21 protein-coding genes are annotated in these 18,875 nt (G+C 33.3%); 16 read left to right on the top strand and 5 right to left on the bottom strand.

Translation table 11 applies throughout. From position 1 onward, the window contains the following. Positions 1 to 336: 336 nt before the first annotated feature. Entirely contained in the window at positions 337 to 1,266 is a 930-nt protein-coding gene (locus BW983_RS13800; protein WP_076552486.1) for an IS1595 family transposase, read from the top strand. Positions 1,267 to 1,320: 54 nt separating this feature from the next. Here BW983_RS13800 and BW983_RS13795 read toward each other — a convergent pair whose 3' ends face one another. Continuing rightward, positions 1,321 to 1,554, bottom strand: coding sequence for a hypothetical protein (locus BW983_RS13795; RefSeq protein WP_076552485.1), 234 nt, complete (start codon positions 1,552 to 1,554; stop codon positions 1,321 to 1,323). 210 nt (positions 1,555 to 1,764) lie between these two features. Between BW983_RS13795 and BW983_RS13790 the strand changes: the two genes are divergently transcribed. From BW983_RS13790 to BW983_RS13765, 7 genes are all read left to right on the top strand, one after another. Beyond that, the gene (locus tag BW983_RS13790) at positions 1,765 to 2,463 is read left to right on the top strand and encodes a hypothetical protein (RefSeq protein WP_076552484.1); all 699 of its coding nucleotides are present in this window, start codon (positions 1,765 to 1,767) and stop codon (positions 2,461 to 2,463) included. Between the two features lie 13 nt (positions 2,464 to 2,476). Beyond that, positions 2,477 to 2,713 (top strand): hypothetical protein, encoded by a 237-nt coding sequence (locus BW983_RS13785; protein WP_076552483.1) that lies wholly within the window; start codon positions 2,477 to 2,479, stop codon positions 2,711 to 2,713. Positions 2,714 to 3,025: 312 nt separating this feature from the next. Then, on the top strand, positions 3,026 to 3,610 hold the full coding sequence (locus BW983_RS13780; RefSeq protein WP_076552482.1) for a YdeI/OmpD-associated family protein: 585 nt from the start codon (positions 3,026 to 3,028) through the stop codon (positions 3,608 to 3,610). A 309-nt stretch (positions 3,611 to 3,919) separates the two neighbouring features. Continuing rightward, on the top strand, positions 3,920 to 4,045 hold the full coding sequence (locus BW983_RS24570) for a LytTR family transcriptional regulator DNA-binding domain-containing protein (RefSeq protein WP_084184506.1): 126 nt from the start codon (positions 3,920 to 3,922) through the stop codon (positions 4,043 to 4,045). Next, positions 4,017 to 4,160, top strand: coding sequence for a hypothetical protein (locus tag BW983_RS24055; RefSeq protein WP_167369990.1), 144 nt, complete (start codon positions 4,017 to 4,019; stop codon positions 4,158 to 4,160). The genes BW983_RS24570 and BW983_RS24055 overlap by 29 nt, the downstream gene beginning before the upstream one ends. A gap of 395 nt (positions 4,161 to 4,555) precedes the next feature. Beyond that, the gene (locus BW983_RS13770) at positions 4,556 to 6,193 is read left to right on the top strand and encodes a sensor histidine kinase (protein ID WP_228409014.1); all 1,638 of its coding nucleotides are present in this window, start codon (positions 4,556 to 4,558) and stop codon (positions 6,191 to 6,193) included. Beyond that, positions 6,193 to 6,846, top strand: coding sequence for a response regulator transcription factor (locus BW983_RS13765; RefSeq protein ID WP_076552480.1), 654 nt, complete (start codon positions 6,193 to 6,195; stop codon positions 6,844 to 6,846). Before BW983_RS13770 ends, BW983_RS13765 begins: the two co-directional genes overlap by 1 nt. A gap of 682 nt (positions 6,847 to 7,528) precedes the next feature. Here the strand turns inward: BW983_RS13765 and BW983_RS13760 are convergent. From BW983_RS13760 to BW983_RS13745, 4 genes are all read right to left on the bottom strand, one after another. Further along, complete coding sequence (locus tag BW983_RS13760; RefSeq protein WP_076552479.1) at positions 7,529 to 7,927, bottom strand: VOC family protein; 399 nt, start codon at positions 7,925 to 7,927, stop codon at positions 7,529 to 7,531. A 129-nt stretch (positions 7,928 to 8,056) separates the two neighbouring features. Beyond that, positions 8,057 to 8,869: a DUF4249 domain-containing protein gene (locus BW983_RS13755; RefSeq protein ID WP_076552478.1), complete on the bottom strand. Its 813-nt coding sequence runs from the start codon at positions 8,867 to 8,869 to the stop codon at positions 8,057 to 8,059. A 3-nt stretch (positions 8,870 to 8,872) separates the two neighbouring features. After that, positions 8,873 to 11,203, bottom strand: a complete 2,331-nt coding sequence (locus BW983_RS13750; protein WP_076552477.1) for a TonB-dependent receptor — start codon at positions 11,201 to 11,203, stop codon at positions 8,873 to 8,875. Positions 11,204 to 11,675: 472 nt separating this feature from the next. Further along, entirely contained in the window at positions 11,676 to 12,659 is a 984-nt protein-coding gene (locus BW983_RS13745; protein WP_076552476.1) for a helix-turn-helix transcriptional regulator, read from the bottom strand. A 210-nt stretch (positions 12,660 to 12,869) separates the two neighbouring features. Here BW983_RS13745 and BW983_RS13740 point away from each other — a divergent pair, with 210 nt between their 5' ends. From BW983_RS13740 to BW983_RS13705, 8 genes are all read left to right on the top strand, one after another. After that, the gene (locus tag BW983_RS13740) at positions 12,870 to 13,688 is read left to right on the top strand and encodes a siderophore-interacting protein (protein ID WP_076552475.1); all 819 of its coding nucleotides are present in this window, start codon (positions 12,870 to 12,872) and stop codon (positions 13,686 to 13,688) included. Between the two features lie 38 nt (positions 13,689 to 13,726). Further along, positions 13,727 to 14,440, top strand: a complete 714-nt coding sequence (locus BW983_RS13735; RefSeq protein ID WP_076552474.1) for a DUF6796 family protein — start codon at positions 13,727 to 13,729, stop codon at positions 14,438 to 14,440. Positions 14,441 to 14,786: 346 nt separating this feature from the next. Continuing rightward, positions 14,787 to 15,368: a TlpA family protein disulfide reductase gene (locus tag BW983_RS13730; protein ID WP_076552473.1), complete on the top strand. Its 582-nt coding sequence runs from the start codon at positions 14,787 to 14,789 to the stop codon at positions 15,366 to 15,368. Positions 15,369 to 15,400: 32 nt separating this feature from the next. Further along, complete coding sequence (locus tag BW983_RS13725; RefSeq protein WP_139329279.1) at positions 15,401 to 15,949, top strand: hypothetical protein; 549 nt, start codon at positions 15,401 to 15,403, stop codon at positions 15,947 to 15,949. 64 nt (positions 15,950 to 16,013) lie between these two features. Continuing rightward, positions 16,014 to 16,502 carry an SMI1/KNR4 family protein gene (locus tag BW983_RS13720; protein ID WP_076552471.1) on the top strand — a complete coding sequence of 163 codons (489 nt, stop codon included), beginning with the start codon at positions 16,014 to 16,016 and terminating at the stop codon, positions 16,500 to 16,502. 106 nt (positions 16,503 to 16,608) lie between these two features. Further along, the gene (locus tag BW983_RS13715; protein WP_076552470.1) at positions 16,609 to 17,199 is read left to right on the top strand and encodes a hypothetical protein; all 591 of its coding nucleotides are present in this window, start codon (positions 16,609 to 16,611) and stop codon (positions 17,197 to 17,199) included. A 48-nt stretch (positions 17,200 to 17,247) separates the two neighbouring features. Further along, a complete protein-coding gene (locus BW983_RS13710) occupies positions 17,248 to 17,961 on the top strand; it encodes an SMI1/KNR4 family protein (protein WP_076552469.1) in 714 nt (237 codons plus the stop codon). Positions 17,962 to 18,043: 82 nt separating this feature from the next. After that, on the top strand, positions 18,044 to 18,832 hold the full coding sequence (locus BW983_RS13705; protein WP_076552468.1) for an SDR family oxidoreductase: 789 nt from the start codon (positions 18,044 to 18,046) through the stop codon (positions 18,830 to 18,832). Positions 18,833 to 18,875: the final 43 nt, after the last annotated feature.

Below are 18,875 nucleotides of genomic sequence, written 5' to 3'. Positions count from 1 at the left end.
GCGTGAGGACTACTAACTTATTTATCAGATAGGGCACTGGTATACCGCAGGAGTAAATAAGCAGCAGACCCTCACGCCATATAATGACATGAGAGTTGCTAACATATTCCCTCCTATTAAAATTACCAGTTTCTATCTGAGGAATTTGTTATCACACAATCGTGTTTACGTCGAAGATGTCTTAGGATACTATATATCCATAATTTTAAGCAAATATAAAGAGTTTTTTATAAGAAACCCAATAAGTTCAAACTTTAGCAAATCTTTAGCGTTACACTCAGTGAAAAACCTTATAAAATCTTCATTTTCCGGACTATATGTTCAAAATGAGAACATATGGATATTTTCAATCAATCGAAGTTTAAGTCTATTAGAGAATTAATGAATACGTTCAATACTGAACAAAAATGTATCAAATTTTTAGAGCAAATATTTTGGCCAAATGGAGAGCCTATTTCACCGTTTGATAAAACTTCAAAAGTGTATAAATGTAAGAATAAATACAAGTGTAAGAATACAGGTAAATATTTCACTATAAGAAATATAGGGCTATTTAAGAACTCAAATCTTAAGCTTCAAGACTGGTTTATTGCTATCTGGTTATTTACAAGTCACAAAGGAGGCTTATCATCTAAACAATTAGAAAGAGACCTTAATTTAACACAGAAGACAACATGGTTTATCCTTAAAAGATTAAGGTCATGTTCAAAGTTTGAAAACAATCATTTATTATCTGGCGAAGTAGAAATAGATGAAACATATGTAGGGGGAAAGAACAAGAATCGTCATGCAGATAAGAAAGTAAAAAATTCACAGGGACGAAGTTTCAAAGATAAAGTTCCTGTATTGGGATTAATTCAAAGAGGAGGAAAAGTAGTAGCAAGAGTAGTTCCAACTGTTAGTAGAGAAGATTTAGAACCATTCATTTTTAGAACAGTTAATTTACATGATACAGTTTTCACTGATGAATGGAAAGCATATAATGGATTACATAAATTTTATAATCATTCAATTGTCAATCATGGAAAGAAGGAGTATGTTAATGGGAATGCAAGCACAAATTGTATTGAGAATTTCTGGACGCGCGTAAAAGGTGCTATTATTGGTGTTTATAGAGTAACATCAAAGAAGCATCTACAATTATATGTTAATGAATTTGTCTTTAAACATAATACAAGAGAGATGAGCCCAAGTGAAAGATTTATGCACTTGATTTCAAATATTAAAGGTTGTAATTTGACTTATCAGAAATTAACAGCAAAATAAAATAGTCTCCCTAATGGAAGACTATTTTCAAAACAATATTGAATTTTATTACCATTATATTTGGTCAAATTGATACCCTTTTTCTGTTAAAATTTTCAACTCATCTTCTGAAAAGATTTCTTGGTTATCAATATAAATCTCTGAATTTTGTAAATCTAATTCGTTGGCAATATAATCATCAAGTTCTTTAATAAGATTCTCTACTGTATCAAAGAAAATGCATTTAGCTGTGATGTTATCATTTTCGTCTTTTATACAAGCTGTTATTAACCTTTCGTTATTTTCCATTTTTTGAATATTTTTATTGTTTATATATAAATATTCAAAATTTAAAAAATATCTAGATTTATGTATTAGTATAAGGATGTATTAATTTTTCTAAGACTTTAAATAAACTTAAGTTATCTAGAGTTTTAATTTTAAAATTAAGATTCTTGTTAAATCATTTGTTTTTCTTATATTTATACAATATAGTTTTGTTTAACACAAATGATTTAAATGAGATTAAATAACCATGAACTTTATGACTTTTTTGTTGAAAGTCAAATATTAGCTCTTTATCATGCTAACACTGTTGGTACAACTATTACGTATCTTCAAAATGGAGGTTTACTTTCTAGGGGAGCTGTAGAAACCCGAGGCTTATTTCAAACTCCTCAGTCATCAGATGCTAAGGATAAAGAAGTAAATGTATGGAATGATGTGTTTTTAGATACAGCTGATTTACACAGTGCATTTAGGAGAGAAAATTATTATGGACCTGTATTATTTGAATTTAATATAGAATTGGTAAGAGATGAAACTTTAGAGATTTGGATTACAAAAAATAATCCTATCTATTGGAATCCGAATACGCCAGATAATGATCGTTATTTTCAAAGTGTTGCCGAACTAAGACAATTATGGAATGTTATACAGAGACAAAGAATCATGATTACAATTAGGAATAATACTTCACCAATTTTATTTAACAGTGTTAGAAGAATTATTGTTGATGACCCTCAAAGAAGTATAGAAGAAAATGGACAAGAGGTTCATTTGTTTAATCATGCAAAAAATAGAATTGATCAAATTATTGTAAATAATCATCCGTTTAATGGGAGACTAGATGTTAGAAGATGTAATGGATGTTATTGTAGAAGTAATTATTTACATCAACGAGACCAAAATGATTTAAGAAGACTATTTTATAACTAAATAATCAATAAAGATGGAAAAGACTATTTTATGTAAATGCTGTAATACTGAAAGTATTATAATTGAAAATTCATTATTTTTTCCTGAAGAAAAAAAAGCTGATAATATAATTTGTCCAATTTGTAAAAATACAATATTGACATTATATACAGATGGTTGGGTATTTGTTCAAACTAAAGAAGATTACCTTTTTGAACTAAAAATTGAAGAACAAAAAAATAATATTAAATATGTTGAAGAATTAGTTTAATTCTTTTACTAAAGAAAATTAAATAAGAAGAAGACTAATTTATTTTAGTCTTCTTCTTATTTTTTAAAAGTAAGAGAAGCTAGGTATAATATAAACTTTAAAACCTATACACTTTTTAAGTCGGTGTAACATTGTATGTAGGTGCCTAATATATAAAAGATGAGACAGATAATGTTTCATCTTTTTTTGTCAAAACACATAGCGACATAGGCTGATAGGCTAACGTATAATCATTTCATTCGTGCATCCGTGGCAAACTACTGACAAACAGTTGTCATCCATTTTCCATAATTTTACGTAAAACAAAGACACATGGCACACGTAAACGAAAGAAAAACAATATTCATCAATTCCAGTGCAGAATGGAGAACATGGCTGGAAGAAAATCATCAGACAGAGCAATCCATTTGGGTTATTTGTAATACGGTGAAATCAAATTTACCTGTTGCTCGCTGGAGTGACCTTGTAGATGAATCACTTTGTTTCGGATGGATAGACAGCACAAGAAAGCCCATAGATCAGTATTCTTTCATGCAATTGTTCAGTAAACGTAAGCCTAAGAGTACCTGGTCAAAGATAAATAAGGAAAAAATTGAAAGACTCATAGGAGGTAACCTGATGCAAGAAGCTGGATATGAAACTATCAGGAGAGCAAAGGAAAATGGTTCGTGGAATATTCTGGATAGTGTAGAAGAGCTTATTATTCCTGATGATTTAGAAGAAGCGTTTAAAATTAATATAGGCTCAAAGGATTATTTCTTAAGTTTGAGTAAATCAATGAAAAAAATGATGCTGCATTGGATTGTGTTTGCTAAAAGACCCGAAACCAGGCAAAAACGTATTGATGAGATAGTAACACATGCAGTAAGAAAAGAAAAACCTAAACATTTTCAGTAGAATTTAATCTTAGATAAGCTTTCCAAACATTCATCTGTAAAAATTCTTCATTCATTTCTTTATTTCCTTAGTTCATTGTTTTCTGCTTGAGCAGTTAAAGTGATTGCGTTAGCTTTGACGTATCAAAACCAACAATAGAAAACAATATAATTATGAATAAGGAACTCTTTTTTTAGAACATTTGGTTATTAGGATCATCTTTTTAATGTCTTTTGCATTCAGTACAGACGGTCTCCAGAAATTTACCGAAATAGATATTGAAAGAATCAATACTGTGGAAAAGGATGGTACGGTGAATTTGTTTTCGCTATTGATACAGCAGGGAAAAAATATCTGCTGAGTGAATCTACTTTAAAGGAAATTGAGAATAATCTTCATCCCTCTGAGTTCTTCAGAATCAACAGAAGTGAGCTTGTTCATAAAAAAACATGTTGAAAAAATAGAACGTTACAATAAAAATACTTTATCTATTAAAGTAAAAGGAGTGAATGGACATCTTATCAACAGTCAAAGCAATACGGCAATCTTTCGAAAATGGATTGAAGAATGAAAAAACATATGAATTTATTGATGATTTTAAAATAAAAGAGTTTTTGCATTATCTTCAATTTTTACATCTAATCCAAAAAAATATATTTACTTTAATGAAAAGCTAAGGTTTTATAGCTGTTTTAATGTAAATTAGGATTCTATTTCGACAATTTTACCGGGAATTTACTATTATCAAGAAGACAAAATTTACTTTAACTTTGCTAATTGAATGTTATGAGCCAATTATTATATTTTTGGTAATAATATTATATAGGTTAAGACTAATGATAAATAAAAGCTTAAAGAATTCAGGTATTAATTTAGGTGCTAGATGATATGGGATATAAATTCTTAAATTTTAGATTAAGGAAGGTTGTTCATTATTCGTTGATTATCTGTATTTTATTGATACAGGTGATTATCGGGATATTTTTTTATAACGAGGTCGTTAATGAGAAGAAACTACAGTTTATTAAGACTCAATTGGAAGAAAGTAGAGCTTTAGGTGGCTTAACTGATAATTCAAGGAAAGATTTTATGGACGCGCAGGGACATCTTCAGAAATATATGGTGACTCAGGATAATAAAGATCTACAGTTATACTTTGAATCCCTTAAAAAACTTAAGCTGAATTTTGATAAGATCGGTGAGTATGAAAATACAAGCCCGAGACTTAAAAAGAATCTGGCGCTTCATAAGCAAGATACAGTGAAAGTCAATAAGCTCAAAACATTGATTGATTCCGTATATGAAACTTCTTTGAACCAGCCAGCAAAGATAGAGGAGAAGCAATATGAGCCACAGAAGTATAAAAATGACTTCTATGATTTCAATATACAAACCCGTACCTATGCTGACACCATTAAGAAGAAAGGTTTTTTCGGTCGTTTAAAAGATGCTGTAACAGGGAAAGTAGATGTTCAGAAAGAAAGTACTGTAATTACCTTAACGAATAATAAAACCATAGATATTTCCCAGGTAAAATCCAAAATGGATAACACGTTGAAGTCTATGGACAAGCATTATGCCGCTGAGGTAAAAAAAGTTCAACAGGATGCAGCAAGGAAACAGAAAGATAATCTGCAGTTTTACAGTAACTTTAATAAGCTTTTGGTTTACAGTAACGGACTGATTGATGTGTATGAAAGTGCCATTAAAGACTTCAAGACCGAACTTGAAAAAGAATACAGTAAACAAAGCTCTGATAATAATAAAATCAGAAGATACCTTGTATTAGGATTGATGGTTTTAATGTTTATTGTATCAATCCTGATCATGTACTTTACCAGAGTTGCATTTATCTATGAAAGAAAACTGGATGCAGCGAATAATGAAATCAAAAACAACCTGAATTTCAAAAACAGGATTTTGGGAATGTTAAGCCACGATTTAAGATCACCATTAAAAATTATTAATATCTTTATTGATAAGATTCACAGGACAACAGAAGACGAAACCATCAAGGATTACCTGAAGTCTATTAAGTTTACGAACAGTACCTTGCTTCTTCAGTCTAACCAGATTTTGGAATACACAAAGAATCAGGAGGCAGAAAAGAAACTAATCAAGTCGGTTTTTAATCTTAAAGATGAGGTAGGTTCCATTGTAAAAGTGATCACTCCATATTTGGAGACAAGAAATAATAAGTTTGCAGTAACGGACAGGATTCCGGAGGATGTGGTCGTATTTTCGGATAATATAAGAATCAATCAGATCTTTATGAATATCCTTGGAAATGCTAATAAATTTACAGAAAACGGGCAGATTGATCTTGTGATGTTCACTGAACCTGCTGGTAAGGATAAAATTACCCTGATCACAACCGTAGGAGACACAGGAGTAGGAATATCAGAATCTGATCTGAAAAAGATCTTCGACCCTTATTACCAGGGAACAGTATCTGATGAGGTAGATAATCTTGGTGCCGGACTTGGGCTGAACCTTGTTAAAGAAATTGTAGAGCTTTTCGATGGGAATATCTCCGTTGAAAGTAAGCTTCACAAAGGAACAAAAGTAACATTCAGGATAAATTTAAATATCAATAATAAATAATGGAAACGCCAATTGAAAACAGAGAGATCACATTCCTTTTAGCAGATGATCACAGTATTGTAAGACAGGGAATGGAGATTGTCATTACCGATATCGTTCCCAATGCTAAAATTTATCACACTTCATCTTTACAACAGGCTGTAGAGCTGGTAGAGTCTAAGGAAATAGAAATGGCGATCATTGATGCTCACTTTCCGGAAGGAAACAGTCTGCATGTTTTGCCACAGCTTAAAAATGCAAATCCTGATTTAAAAATTCTGATCTTTACAGGTCTTGAAGAAGATTTGTATGCACTTAAATTCATCAAGGCAGGTGCAAACGGATATTTAAGTAAACTGAGTGAGGAAGAAGAAGTAAGAGATGCCATCATCAATTTTGTACAGAAAGGAGAGTATCTTTCCGATGTTGTAAGAAACTTATTGGTACAGTTTGTTTACAATCCGTCCCTGATAAGCCCTCTTAGTACTTTGACCAAAAGAGAGCTTCAGATTGCAGAATTATACGCAGAAGGACTTGGTAATCTGGAAATTGCGAATAATTTAGATATAAAGCAAAATACAGTAAGTACCATTAAAAAAAATATCTTCGAAAAATTAAAAATAGACAACCTGGTTGAACTGATTGATCTGATCAAAACACATCACAAGATATAACGTTTTTTAAGGTCTATTCTTCGCTTTTTTTAACATTGAAAGAAACTATCGATAAATATCTATAACGTGTCCGATTTGTATCTACGGGTTTTATAGATGATAATATTCTTCAATGTCGTTACTTTGCAGTATAAAATTTACCAAATGAAATGTAAATGTTTTTTTAGCTTTTTCACTTCATAACAAAAGGTAAATGAGACAACTATACAAATAATAAACTATAGTTATATAAAACGCAAGTGATGAAAATAAATAAGAAAAGTATGAATACCTTTTAGCGAGAACTTCTTGAAAAAACCAAATGATCGATAAGAAAAAAAACACAAATTACTATAAGGAAGTTCAATTGGTAGGTTATTAGTACAATAAAAAAGGAGGCAACATGACCTCCTTTTTTTATTGCTTTATGTCTTGGTTTTCAAAATATCTTATACTTTTTTTCGCCACGAATTCACGAATAGATTTAATATAAAACTACTTATTATTTAACTCTCGCAGATTTTACAGGTTACAAGAAACATTACAAAAAATACTCGTGCATCCGTGGCAAAATATCGGATACTTTTTTAGCAACGAATGCGCAAATGAATTGGTTATACATTTGCCTATCATTTTCTGTTTGCGATGTGGTTAAAAACAATCTTGTAGAATATAGGTTTAGAAAGATCTATGTTAGAAAAAATTAACTGAACTTCTGAATTGCTTCTGCACTTACAGGCGTAAAGAAATTAATCATATTGCCATCCGGATCACAGAACAGGAGAGAGCGGTTTCCCCAAGGCATTGTTGTAGGTTCCTGAATAATATGTTTCGTTAAGCTTTTGATTCTTTCAAATTCAGTATCTACATTAGAAACTAAGAATTCTATAATTGTGTTTATATGGCTTTTGGTTTCTGTTGATTGCTCTACACCAAACATTTTCATGGTGCGGGTACTTCCTATGGCAATTGTAATTGAATCTGTTGTAAACTCTGCAAAATCTTCCGTATACCATTGTGCTGTGAGTCCCGTTGCTTTTTCATAAAACTCTACAGATTGTTTGATGTCTTTAGTAATGATTCTTAATGATGCTAGTTTCATATGATTTTTATATTTAAATAATTTGATACAAAACTAAGGTCAAGCTATGACAACAGAATGTCAGGAGTATTTGAAATAATGTGAAAAAATAAAAGGATATTCCAAATACTGAAATATCCTTTTAAATTTTTATTGATTGTTGTCTTCCTGAATCACAATACTTTTATTCCTTTGTGTATGAGCAGAAAAATATCCCAAAGCTCCATTGCTGATATTGCTTGGCGGATTGGATGGAGTAACTCCGCTGCCATTCGAAAGGTCTAAAAGCGCACTGTAATAAGTGAATACTTTAGTATCGATACATTGCATTTCCACATAAATAGTATCACCTGCCACCACCTGATGATCTGCACCTTTTCTGTCATCATTAGGAAGCATGATCGGGCGCTGATTAGGTAAACCGTTATTGATATTGTCAGAAAATACATCAATATATTTTTTATTCATATTATTGATGGTAAAACTAAACAAGTAACGGTTCCCCAAGGCTACAGGATCAGTATATATCGGTAAAAGCGTATAGCTGGTTCTGTCCCCGAATTTAAAAGAATCCTGCTCCAGACCTTCAAAATCTATTGCCTCAGGCATTGTACTTTGCGCAATATATTGCTGTCCTTCAGACACAACCTTCAAGGTATATGTTCTTCCCGGAACTCCCATAAAGGTTGAAGTTTGGTATTTACCATCCCCAATATGTTGTAATGTTTCTGTCTGTCCGGTATTATCACTTAAAGTAACCTGTGCATCTGCTACTTCTGGATAAAGATTAGGATTGGAAACCGCGACAGACTTTGTAATCCTGATCGTATAAGGTCCTGATTGATCCGTTATATTTCCTTCAATAACGATTTTTCCACTTTGGTCAGCCAGATCTACGTCTATTTCCTTTTGACAAGAAGTGACTAAAAACAAAGATAATATGATTAAAAAAGTATTTTTCATGATTTAAAATTTGAAATTATAAGTGATGTTAGGCACCCAGCGGAATAATGAAGTCTGCATGGTACGGGTCGTTCCCGGATTGTCCGGATTGTCTTCAAACATAATGGTATACGCATTTTGACGACCATAGATATTATAAATACCGAAGGTCCATGAACCACGGAAACGTTTATTAGATTCCGGTTCGTAGGTTGCACTGAAATCCATTCTGTGATACGCTGGCATTCTGTCTGCATTTCTGTTGCTGTATTGGAAAACAGTTTGTCCGTTCAGTTCATACTTTCCGGTAGGGAATGTCACCGCATTTCCGGTGCTGTAAACGAATAACCCTGAGAAAGACCATTTAGGATTCAGTTGATAAGTAGCCACTACAGAAAGATCATGGGTTTTGTCCATTCTGGCATTATACCATTCATTATTGTTAATTCCATCAATTTTTCGCTCAGTTTTAGATAACGTATAAGAAATCCATCCCGTAAGTTTTCCGCTTTTCTTTTTAGCAATAAGTTCAAGCCCGTAAGCCCTTCCTTTCCCGAATAAAAGTTCACTTTCTACATCAGCAGCAGTATCAAAAGTAATCTGAGCTCCGTTTTTAAAATCAATCTGATTTTGCATAGACTTATAATAGATCTCAGCATTCAGTTCATAATTATTGTTATTGAAATTTCTGCTGTATCCTAAACTGATCTGATCTGCAATCTCCGGTTTTACCGTATAGCTGCTTCCTATCCATTGATCCGTAGGATTACCACTATTGGAATTGCTTAAAAGGTGCAGATTCTGCGTATTTCGGGAATAAGCTCCTTTCACACTGCTTACTTCATTGATACGGTAATTTGCTGAAACTCTTGGCTCAATATTCACGTACGTTTTCCCAAACTTTCCTTTCTCAAGAAACTGACTGTCGGTAAGAACTCCGTTTTCATAAGTATTAAATGTATCTCCGCCTAAAACGCTGAACATAGAAAGTCTTGCCCCATAATTGATGGTAAGAGCTTCCGTTGCTTTAAAATCATCATTGATATACAATGCATTTTCCCATGATTTTCTTGGGTTTCTTGGGAAACTGCTTACACTTGTCCCGGAAGCACTGCTTGGCGTAATCGTATGATAAATAGACTGAAGTCCAAAACGAACCGAATGTTTATTTCCGGCAAACCATGTAAAATCCTGTTTAAGATTCCAGTCCTGGATCTTAGAATTTAGTCCAAAAGTATTGTCATTGCTTCTCAGACTGATCTTATAATCATAATTGCTGTAGATAAATGAAGTATTCGAAAATAATTTACTGTTTATAATACTGTTCCATCTCAATGTAGCAGTAGTATTTCCCCAATCAGTTGAAAATGTATTCCCTAATCCCAAAACATCTCTTCCAAAATATCCTGAAAGATAAAGACGGTTATTTTCATTGATTTGATAATTTGCCTTTAAATTTAGGTCATAGAAATATAGCTTATTGTCTTTATATTCCGGTGAAGTTTTAAGAAACAGATCCGCATACGTTCTTCTCCCTGAAACAATGAAAGAAGATTTTTCCTTTTGAATAGGTCCTTCCACACTCAGCCTGCTGCTGATCAATCCGATTCCTCCGTTGATATTATAATCCTTATTATTTCCGTCCTTCATTTTCACATCCATTACAGAAGAAAGTCTTCCTCCGTACTGGGCAGGGCTGTTTCCTTTAATAATACTGGCATCCTTTAACGCATCACTGTTGAAAGTACTGAAAAATCCCAGTAGGTGAGATGCATTATACACAGGAGCTTCATCCAACAGGATAAGATTCTGGTCTGTAGCACCACCTCTCACACTGAATCCGCTGCTTCCCTCACCATTACTTTTGATTCCCGGTAATAGCTGGATGGTTTTCATGACATCTTTTTCTCCAAAAAGAACCGGAAGTTTTTCTATATTTTTAATATTCAACGTTTCCGAACCCATTTGAGCTGACGTTAAATTCTTATCCTTTTTAATACCAGTAATGACTACTTCATCAATAGCTTTTGAAATCTGTTCCTGCTGACTAAGCGGAAGGTCTAGTTTTATATTCTGATTAACCGTTATTTGTTGTTCAAAATCTTTATATCCCGGATATGAAATAATTACCTTGTAGTTTCCTTCAGGCAATGAAAGAGAATAAAACCCATATTCATTCGCGATTACATTAATGGAGGGATCTTCAGCTACTTTCACATTGACTCCGATCAGTAATTCGCCGTTCTTCTGATCTTTTACGGTACCGCTTACCTGGTATTTTTGCTGTGCCATAGCCCAACTGCTGAGACAGAGTGCAGCCGAAGCAGCAGCAATCTTAAAAAAAGATGTTTGCATTAGTTTATTTTTTTTAAAGTAGTAAAGCTCTTGATTATAGATTATAGTTTTGTCGGATTAGTTGAATAGAAAGGGAATTAGTTACACTCTAAAGCTTTAATTATGAAATAAATCCATCAAAAAAGCATTTTTTCTCCATTTGATGAATAAATTTAAAAAGCATACAAATAAGGATAATTGTAATTTGTTGTAAAGATCACAATGTTATGTTTTGAATAGTGATTTATTAATATCGTTTGAGTTGTTATTTGAATAAAATAAATTATTTCTTTTTATTTAATGAATTTTATTTCAAATTTTAGAAAAATAAACTTTCACTTATCAAAAATGGTAGAGAAAAGACTGGTGATAGGAGTGTGATGAATTAATTTTTCAGAAGTTATACAGTTTTTCATGGTTGCTTTTAAATTATACTCATTACCAAAACAGCAGAATGTTTAAAATATTGTACATGATAAAGAAAATTCGAATCTTATCTGTTTCCGACTTTACTCGGTAATACATTATATTTTCTCTTAAAAGCAGCCGAAAAATGTCTTGGATTTTTATAACCAATGATATCAGAAATTTCACTGATGTTCATATTGCTGTCCAGAAGCATTTTTTTTGCATGCTCCATTTTAATATCATTCCAAAATCCGAAAACTGTAGTCCCAAAAAGCTCTTTAAATCCTTTCTTTAAAGTAAATTCATTCGTTCCAACCTGATGAGCAAGCTCAGTAAGAGAACAGTTGGCATCCATATTATTCGCAATATAATCTCTCACCGCATAGATCTTTTCCTCATCTTTCTTTGGTAGTGAAGATTTGGAAGCCGGATCGCAGAAAAGCTGTTCCAGCTGTAGCAATAAAAGTTCACTTACCTTAGCTTCAAGATAGATACGCTTGAAAATTCCTTTCCGGTCGCAATGCATAATATCATTTAGAATTTGATACATTTCAAGGCTGATCAGATTATGTTCAGGGTTAATGAGTGAAGAGCGCTGTTTCTCAATAGCATTTCTGAAAGTCTCAAATAATCCTGATTGTTCAGGAAGAAATTTTTTGAAAAACGCAGGAGCCAGATTAATTTCCAGTATATGAAGGTCGGGACCGTAAAATTCCATTTTTCCCTGCATATGGTGAGCATAGATAATATTGTGCTGATAACTGTCAAACTGGACGGTTTTCTCAAAGTTCCCTGAAATAGCTCTGCTTTTACCTTTCAGCGCAAAATGCATTTCCACTGTATCAAAATCACTTTCAAAATAGAGCTGAAGCTTATCTGCTAAAGAAATATTTCCAAAGCTGATATGAACATTCTCAAAACATATTTCATGATAAAATCCGTCTCCATAAGGCGGAATAAGACGCGTGACACACTCCTGAATGTCTCCGTCATTTACATAATAAGTGCTTGGATAGCTCCTTTCAATAAGTATTTCTCCGATGTTTTCATCGTATAGGCGTAGTGTCATTTTCTTTCTTTTAGTTAGAATTTCCTTTTTGCGGACTTTTTATTCCGTTTTGCAGACCCAAACTGTCAATTGTACACTCTACTTTTGCACAAAGGTAATGATTATTTAGAATCATTCTTAATAATAAGGTTTGTTTTTACGAATAAATTATAGAAAGAAAGGATGTGATCGTAGGAACTTAAAAAGTATAACCCCCAGTAAAACAATATTATGAAAAATTTTAAAGATATAGAAACTGAGCTTACAGTAAGCAGAAAAGAATATATTACGCCACACTATATCAGAGTTTTTCTGACAGGAAAAGATATTCCTTTAATCGCTAATACAACAATAGGAGTGAATAACAAAATACTTATTCCGCCTAGAGGTGTAAGTAAAATTCACTTTCCTGAGTTTGATTATGATAAAATGTTGTGGAAGCCACAGCCTGAAGAAATTCGTCCAAGTATAAGAACATACACCCATCGGGGCATTGATCTTGAAAATAATGAAATCTGGATCGATTTTGTTGCTCACGGAGATGAAGGACCGGCTTCTGCATGGGCATTGGAAGCTAAGAAAGGTGATCTGCTGGGAGTACTTATGAAAGACGGTAAAACAGAACTTTATGGTAAAGCTGAAAACTACCTTTTAGTTGCAGACGCCACAGGAATTCCCGTATTGGCAGCTATTCTTGAAGATCTTCCGGAAACTGCTAAAGGAACCTGTATTATTGAAGTGCATAGTGAAGAAGATCAGCAGGATTTACAGACGCTTGCCAATATTGACTTCATTTGGTTACATAATGAACATCCACAGCTTGGAAGCAGAATTGCTGAAGTTGTAAAGCAGCAGATATTACCAGAGACCTCCAGATCCGGATATGTTGCAGCAGAGTTTTCATCAGTGAAAGAAATAAGAAACTATCTCAGAAAAGAAAAACAATGGAAACAGGAAGAGTTGTATGCTTATTCTTACTGGAAATCGGGAGTTACAGAAGACAAATCTGCAATGGAAAGACATAAAGAAAAAGCAGATAGCGAATCATAATTCAAAACCTATTAAAATTAATTATTTATAGAAAATATATGAAGTATTCAAGCAAGATCAACTGGTCTTTTGTAGCGGCAATTGTTGTATCGGTTTGTTGGATCATCGGTGATGTTTTTGTGGCAGGATTTGATCCGAATCCGGACGACTATCCATTATTCTCAAAAACCTATGCAGATCAGGTAAATGTCGAATTCGCTACCTTAATGCTGGAAGGCTCTACTCCCGGATTGATGTTCGGTGCTTTGATTGGTGCTTTGACAGGTCCTTTATTGCTTCCTGCAAGCTGGTTGGTATATCAGTTTTTTAAAAATACAAAATCATGGTATGCTGTTTCTGTGTATTGGATCCTATTGGCAGGGGCGGTTTTGTCTCCTTTAGGGCATGCCGGATTCTTTTATGTTGGAAAGATCTATAAAGCAGTTTATCATACAGATCCGTCTGCACATCCTTATCTTTTAGAGACGGGACGAGGCTTTATGAGAATGCTGAATATTGCCTGGGGAGCAGCTATTGGAGTTCTGGCAATTGGATGGATTTCATTTGCAGTATGTATCCTTTTGAATAAAACTTTTCTTCCACGATGGATGGCTTTGTTGACGCCCTTTGTTTTAACCATATTTATCATTCCGATAAAAAATATTTTACCACTTCCTTATTCGGGGTGGGTTGGGGGAGCGATATTCAATATTGCTTATCTGATATTTTTCAGTTCCTTGCTGTTGATGTTCAGAAAAAGACTGGTGAGGTAATGTTGCTTAAAAATATAGACTATTTATTAGTGTATTCGTGGCAATATAAATGTCTATAAAGCTTGTGTTTTGACTCAACTAATAACCATGATATTTCATTGTAAACATGAGCTTTTTTGAACATCATCACTTTAAAATATCTAAAAAACTGTAAGGTAGAAACTCAGATAAGACTATTGATGTATGCTAAAGATGAGTGACAGTTTTCCTTTCAATAAGGAAGACCTAATGTAGAGGGAAGCCTTTAAATCCTAGGATTTAAAGGCTTTTTTTGTGAAGAAGTATTTCATTCAAGGTATTGATTCAAATAATTAGCCTTATATTGCTGTAAAGAATTATCAGAAATATGGAACAGTTAAAAAAATGGTTCAGAAATAATTGGTCTACGGCGATTTTAGCTATTCTCTTCATCATATTACTTGTGAATCCGGATGCTAAAGCATGGTTGATGAGGCAGGTTGCTTCTACAGGATTACTGAATTCAAGTATATCAGAACCTAAAGCTCAGGAAACTGCTGCCTATACCAATTTTACCTTAAAAGACGAGTCAGGAAAACTCATTAATGTATCAGATTTAAAAGGGAAAGTAGTATTCATCAACTTTTGGGCATCGTGGTGCCCTCCGTGTCGCGCTGAATTTCCTTCCGTTCAGAAGTTCTATGAAAAATACAAATCTAATCCTAATATTGTGTTTCTGACTGTAAATCTCGATGATGATTCTGCGGCAGGAATAGCATATTTAAAACAAAAAGGTTTTACAGTACCATTTATAACTTCTTCAAGCACTATTCCGAAGGAAATCTATGATGGTTCGTTGCCAACCACTGTTGTACTGGATAAAAAAGGAGCAATTCGCCTTCGACATACAGGAGTAGCAGATTACAGTAAAGATTCTTTTTATGCTGATATTGATGCATTATTGAAATAAAATATAAATACAACCTAGGAAAGATTGAACGAATGAAGAATAACATAATGAATTTATATACCTTGTTTGCTTTCCATAAACGAGAAGATAATTATTTCTCTGTAATCGACAGGAAAGGAGAAATTTTCGATAAATTTAAACTGCCTGAATGCAGAAATTTTCCACTGAGGAACAATAATATTCCAATTAAAGAAGAGTTTACAGAAAAGTATCAGCTGAATTTGGAGACTTTTTTAAATAATTATGATCTATATACATGTTATACAGGTGGAGTAGGAGAACTTTTTTCCCAACAAGCGGTATCAGCCCTGAAAGAAGAACTCAGGAATGAAATAGAGTTTATACCCTATATATTGAAAGGGCAGTTTATTCCTGTATATGCTGCATTGTTTCTAAAGACAGCACCTATTGTAAAGGATTTTGACGGAATGAAATTTACATTTGAAAATGAAGTATCTATCAATGCAAAATATGCTGTTCAGGATGAAAATAAAGGAATTAATTTCGTTACTCAGGCGTTTGTAGAGCTGGTAGAAAAAAATAATCTTACTATAGAATGTAAATTACAGTTCAATGGATAGATGGCAATAACATAGAATTGAAGATGATATCGAATATTAATAGAAAAAACAGAACTTTAGTGATATGATTTCGTTTAAAATAGCATCCATTGAAGCTATAGAAGCAGAGATATTAAAGGCGAAAAAGAACATACAAAATTTTCCCAAAACTGTCAGTTTTCCTTTTTCGGAACAATATAAAAAGCTGATTACCTCCATAAAAACCATTGAAATTTCTTCGGAAACCATTTTGTACAATTCTATAGAAGCTGTCAATGAAAATAAAGAATTTAAAACACCAGATTATTGGTGCTTTGCTGGAAATGGGCAAGGCGACCGATGGTTTTTAGACACGCAGGGAAATGTTCTGTTTTACGATCATGACTATGATGAAAAGTTGCAACCGATGCAGATCAGTTTCGGACAATGGCTGCAAATGGCGTTTCTCATTCGACAGTTAGATGAGTATTTTGATAAATATGATAAGATTACAGACTCTATAAAACAAAGTTTTTGTGATGCATTGAATAGTATAGAACCTACGTTGAGTCAGAATTATCCGTTTACAATTTGAATATAAAATGGTTGTTCAGACTTCTACTTTCATCTTGTAAATCCATTGCAGACCCGATAAAATAGACTATTTTTGAGTCTTAAGAATTAAATACTTACACCCTTTCATGAATTTAAGCCAATTGAAAGAAAAGGCACAGCCAATGATCCGAAAGGTATCACTGTTTGTTTCTGCTGCTGACTCCGATACTATAACAGCATATACCAACGAAGATGAACCTGTTCGTTTTTTAATAAAATATTCAGACCAATGGATGGGGCTTATAGAAGAGCAGGATGAATTCATATTTCAGCCAGTCAATATAGAATCCATAGATTTAAACGCTTACATTCCTTTAACGGAAAGAGATACAGAAGTTTATCCGCCATTTGAAACACTGATGCATTACGGAGATGAGGAAACTCAATCCTGGATCATTGAAAATGACGGTGATAAAGATGATTTATCAAGTTTAGCGGCATTTGCCCCGGATGAGTATACCGATCTTTGGATGGATTCACATCCTATTTATAACAATGATGGCGTTTTTGCTTACATGGGAGGCTGGGCAATGATCTGGCCAGAAGATGATGTCCCTATGCAATGGAATGAGGATCTTGAATTTCTGTTTCAGATCGGATTACAGGATGAGCCATTTGTAGAAGTATTTTATCATAAAAAAGAAAATACTTACCTCTGTATGGAGCGTAATACATAAACCAAAGTAATATCAAAATATACTTAATATCAAATAAACCAATTTACAATGAATATATCAGAACTAGAAAAGAAATACAATTTTCAATATCCGGAAATTTACAAGCAGTTAAATGATAAAAATATGCTGGATTGGGGCGAATCTGGAAGTGATTGGTATTCTACAACCTTTCCGCAATTAAAAGAAAACCCACCATTACTTCTGTTTGGATACGATATTGAAATCTGGAATGATGAAGAACTTGTGGATACTTCCATTGAAGAAATGTCTGATGATGAAGACTACAGGAATATTCATTCAAAGTATAAATTTGTCCCGTTTGCGGCTAATGGAGCTGGGGATTTATACGCATTTCAATATGATCTGGAAAAGGATGGTGATGTTCCTGTGACAATTATTCTCCATGATGAAGAGGAAGCTGAAGTGCTTGCCGGAAATCTTCAGGATTTTATATTCCGTCAGCTATTGGAAGCAGTGACTGAAGTAGATGAAGACTCCATGTTCTTTGAAGAAGATGAAGAAGACATGAAAGAAAATCTTCTCAATCAATTGAAAACACACGAACCTTACTTAACCCCAAAACAGGTGGAAATTCTGAAGAATATCTATCAGCGTGATATTTTTGAATATACCTATGAAGTATCTGCAGGAAATTCCTTTGAAACAGAAGGTCTGATAACATTTGATGAGGTAAAAGAAATTCTCAGTAAAGAAATAGCTTTTGATCATCTTGATAAAACATTTAATTATACAGAATATTAATTCTATAAATTAGAACTCCTGTCATCAATATTGGCAGGAGTTTTTTCTTACCTTTAATAGATTAAAATCATAATCAGAACACATGAATATTCAGCTTTTTTCAAAAAATGCCTTGGTGGGAGGCGCTACCCAGGGAATAGGAGCAGGAATCGCGTTTGAACTGGCAAAATGTGGTGCCAATGTTACTTTGATGGCTCGTAACGAAGCAAAACTTAAAGATGCTGTAGCTTTGTTACCTGTTTTACATGATGATCAGAAACATCAGTACCTTGTTGTGGATTTTTCTGATTTTGATACCTTTAAGAAAACTATTACAGCGTATTTTAATGATCATTCAGTAGATATTCTGGTTAATAATACCAATGGTCCGGAACCAGGGCTTGCAATCGAGAAAAATGTTGAAGACTATCAGAAAGCCTTTGATCTCCTATTTAAAACAGTTTGTGAAACTACCTTACTAGCTTTGCCTCATATGATAAAGCAGCAGAATGGTCGTATTATCAATGTTTCCTCTCTGTCTGTGAAAGAACCGATTGGAAATCTTGCTCTTTCAAATTCTATTCGTTCTGCGGTCATTGCCTGGGCAAAAACCTTATCCAATGAAGTAGCAGAACATAATATAACCGTGAATAATATTTTAACAGGATATTTTAATACCGCTCGTATTCAAAATCTGATCAGCCACGATGCTGAAAAGATGAATGTTTCCGTAGAAGAAGTCACAAAGACCCGTGAAAATAAAATCCCTATGAAACGTTTCGGAAAACCTGAAGAATATGGTCATTTGGTTGCATTTCTTGCTTCAGAATATTCCGCTTATCTTACCGGAACAAGCATTCCTTTAGATGGAGGATTGAGTAATGTTTATTAAAAAATTAAGAATGAGGATTGTGAATTTCAATAGTAATTTCAAT

Source organism: Chryseobacterium ureilyticum (assembly GCF_900156735.1).
GTDB lineage: Bacteria > Bacteroidota > Bacteroidia > Flavobacteriales > Weeksellaceae > Chryseobacterium > Chryseobacterium ureilyticum.
This window is presented reverse-complemented; position numbering and strand designations above follow the sequence as displayed.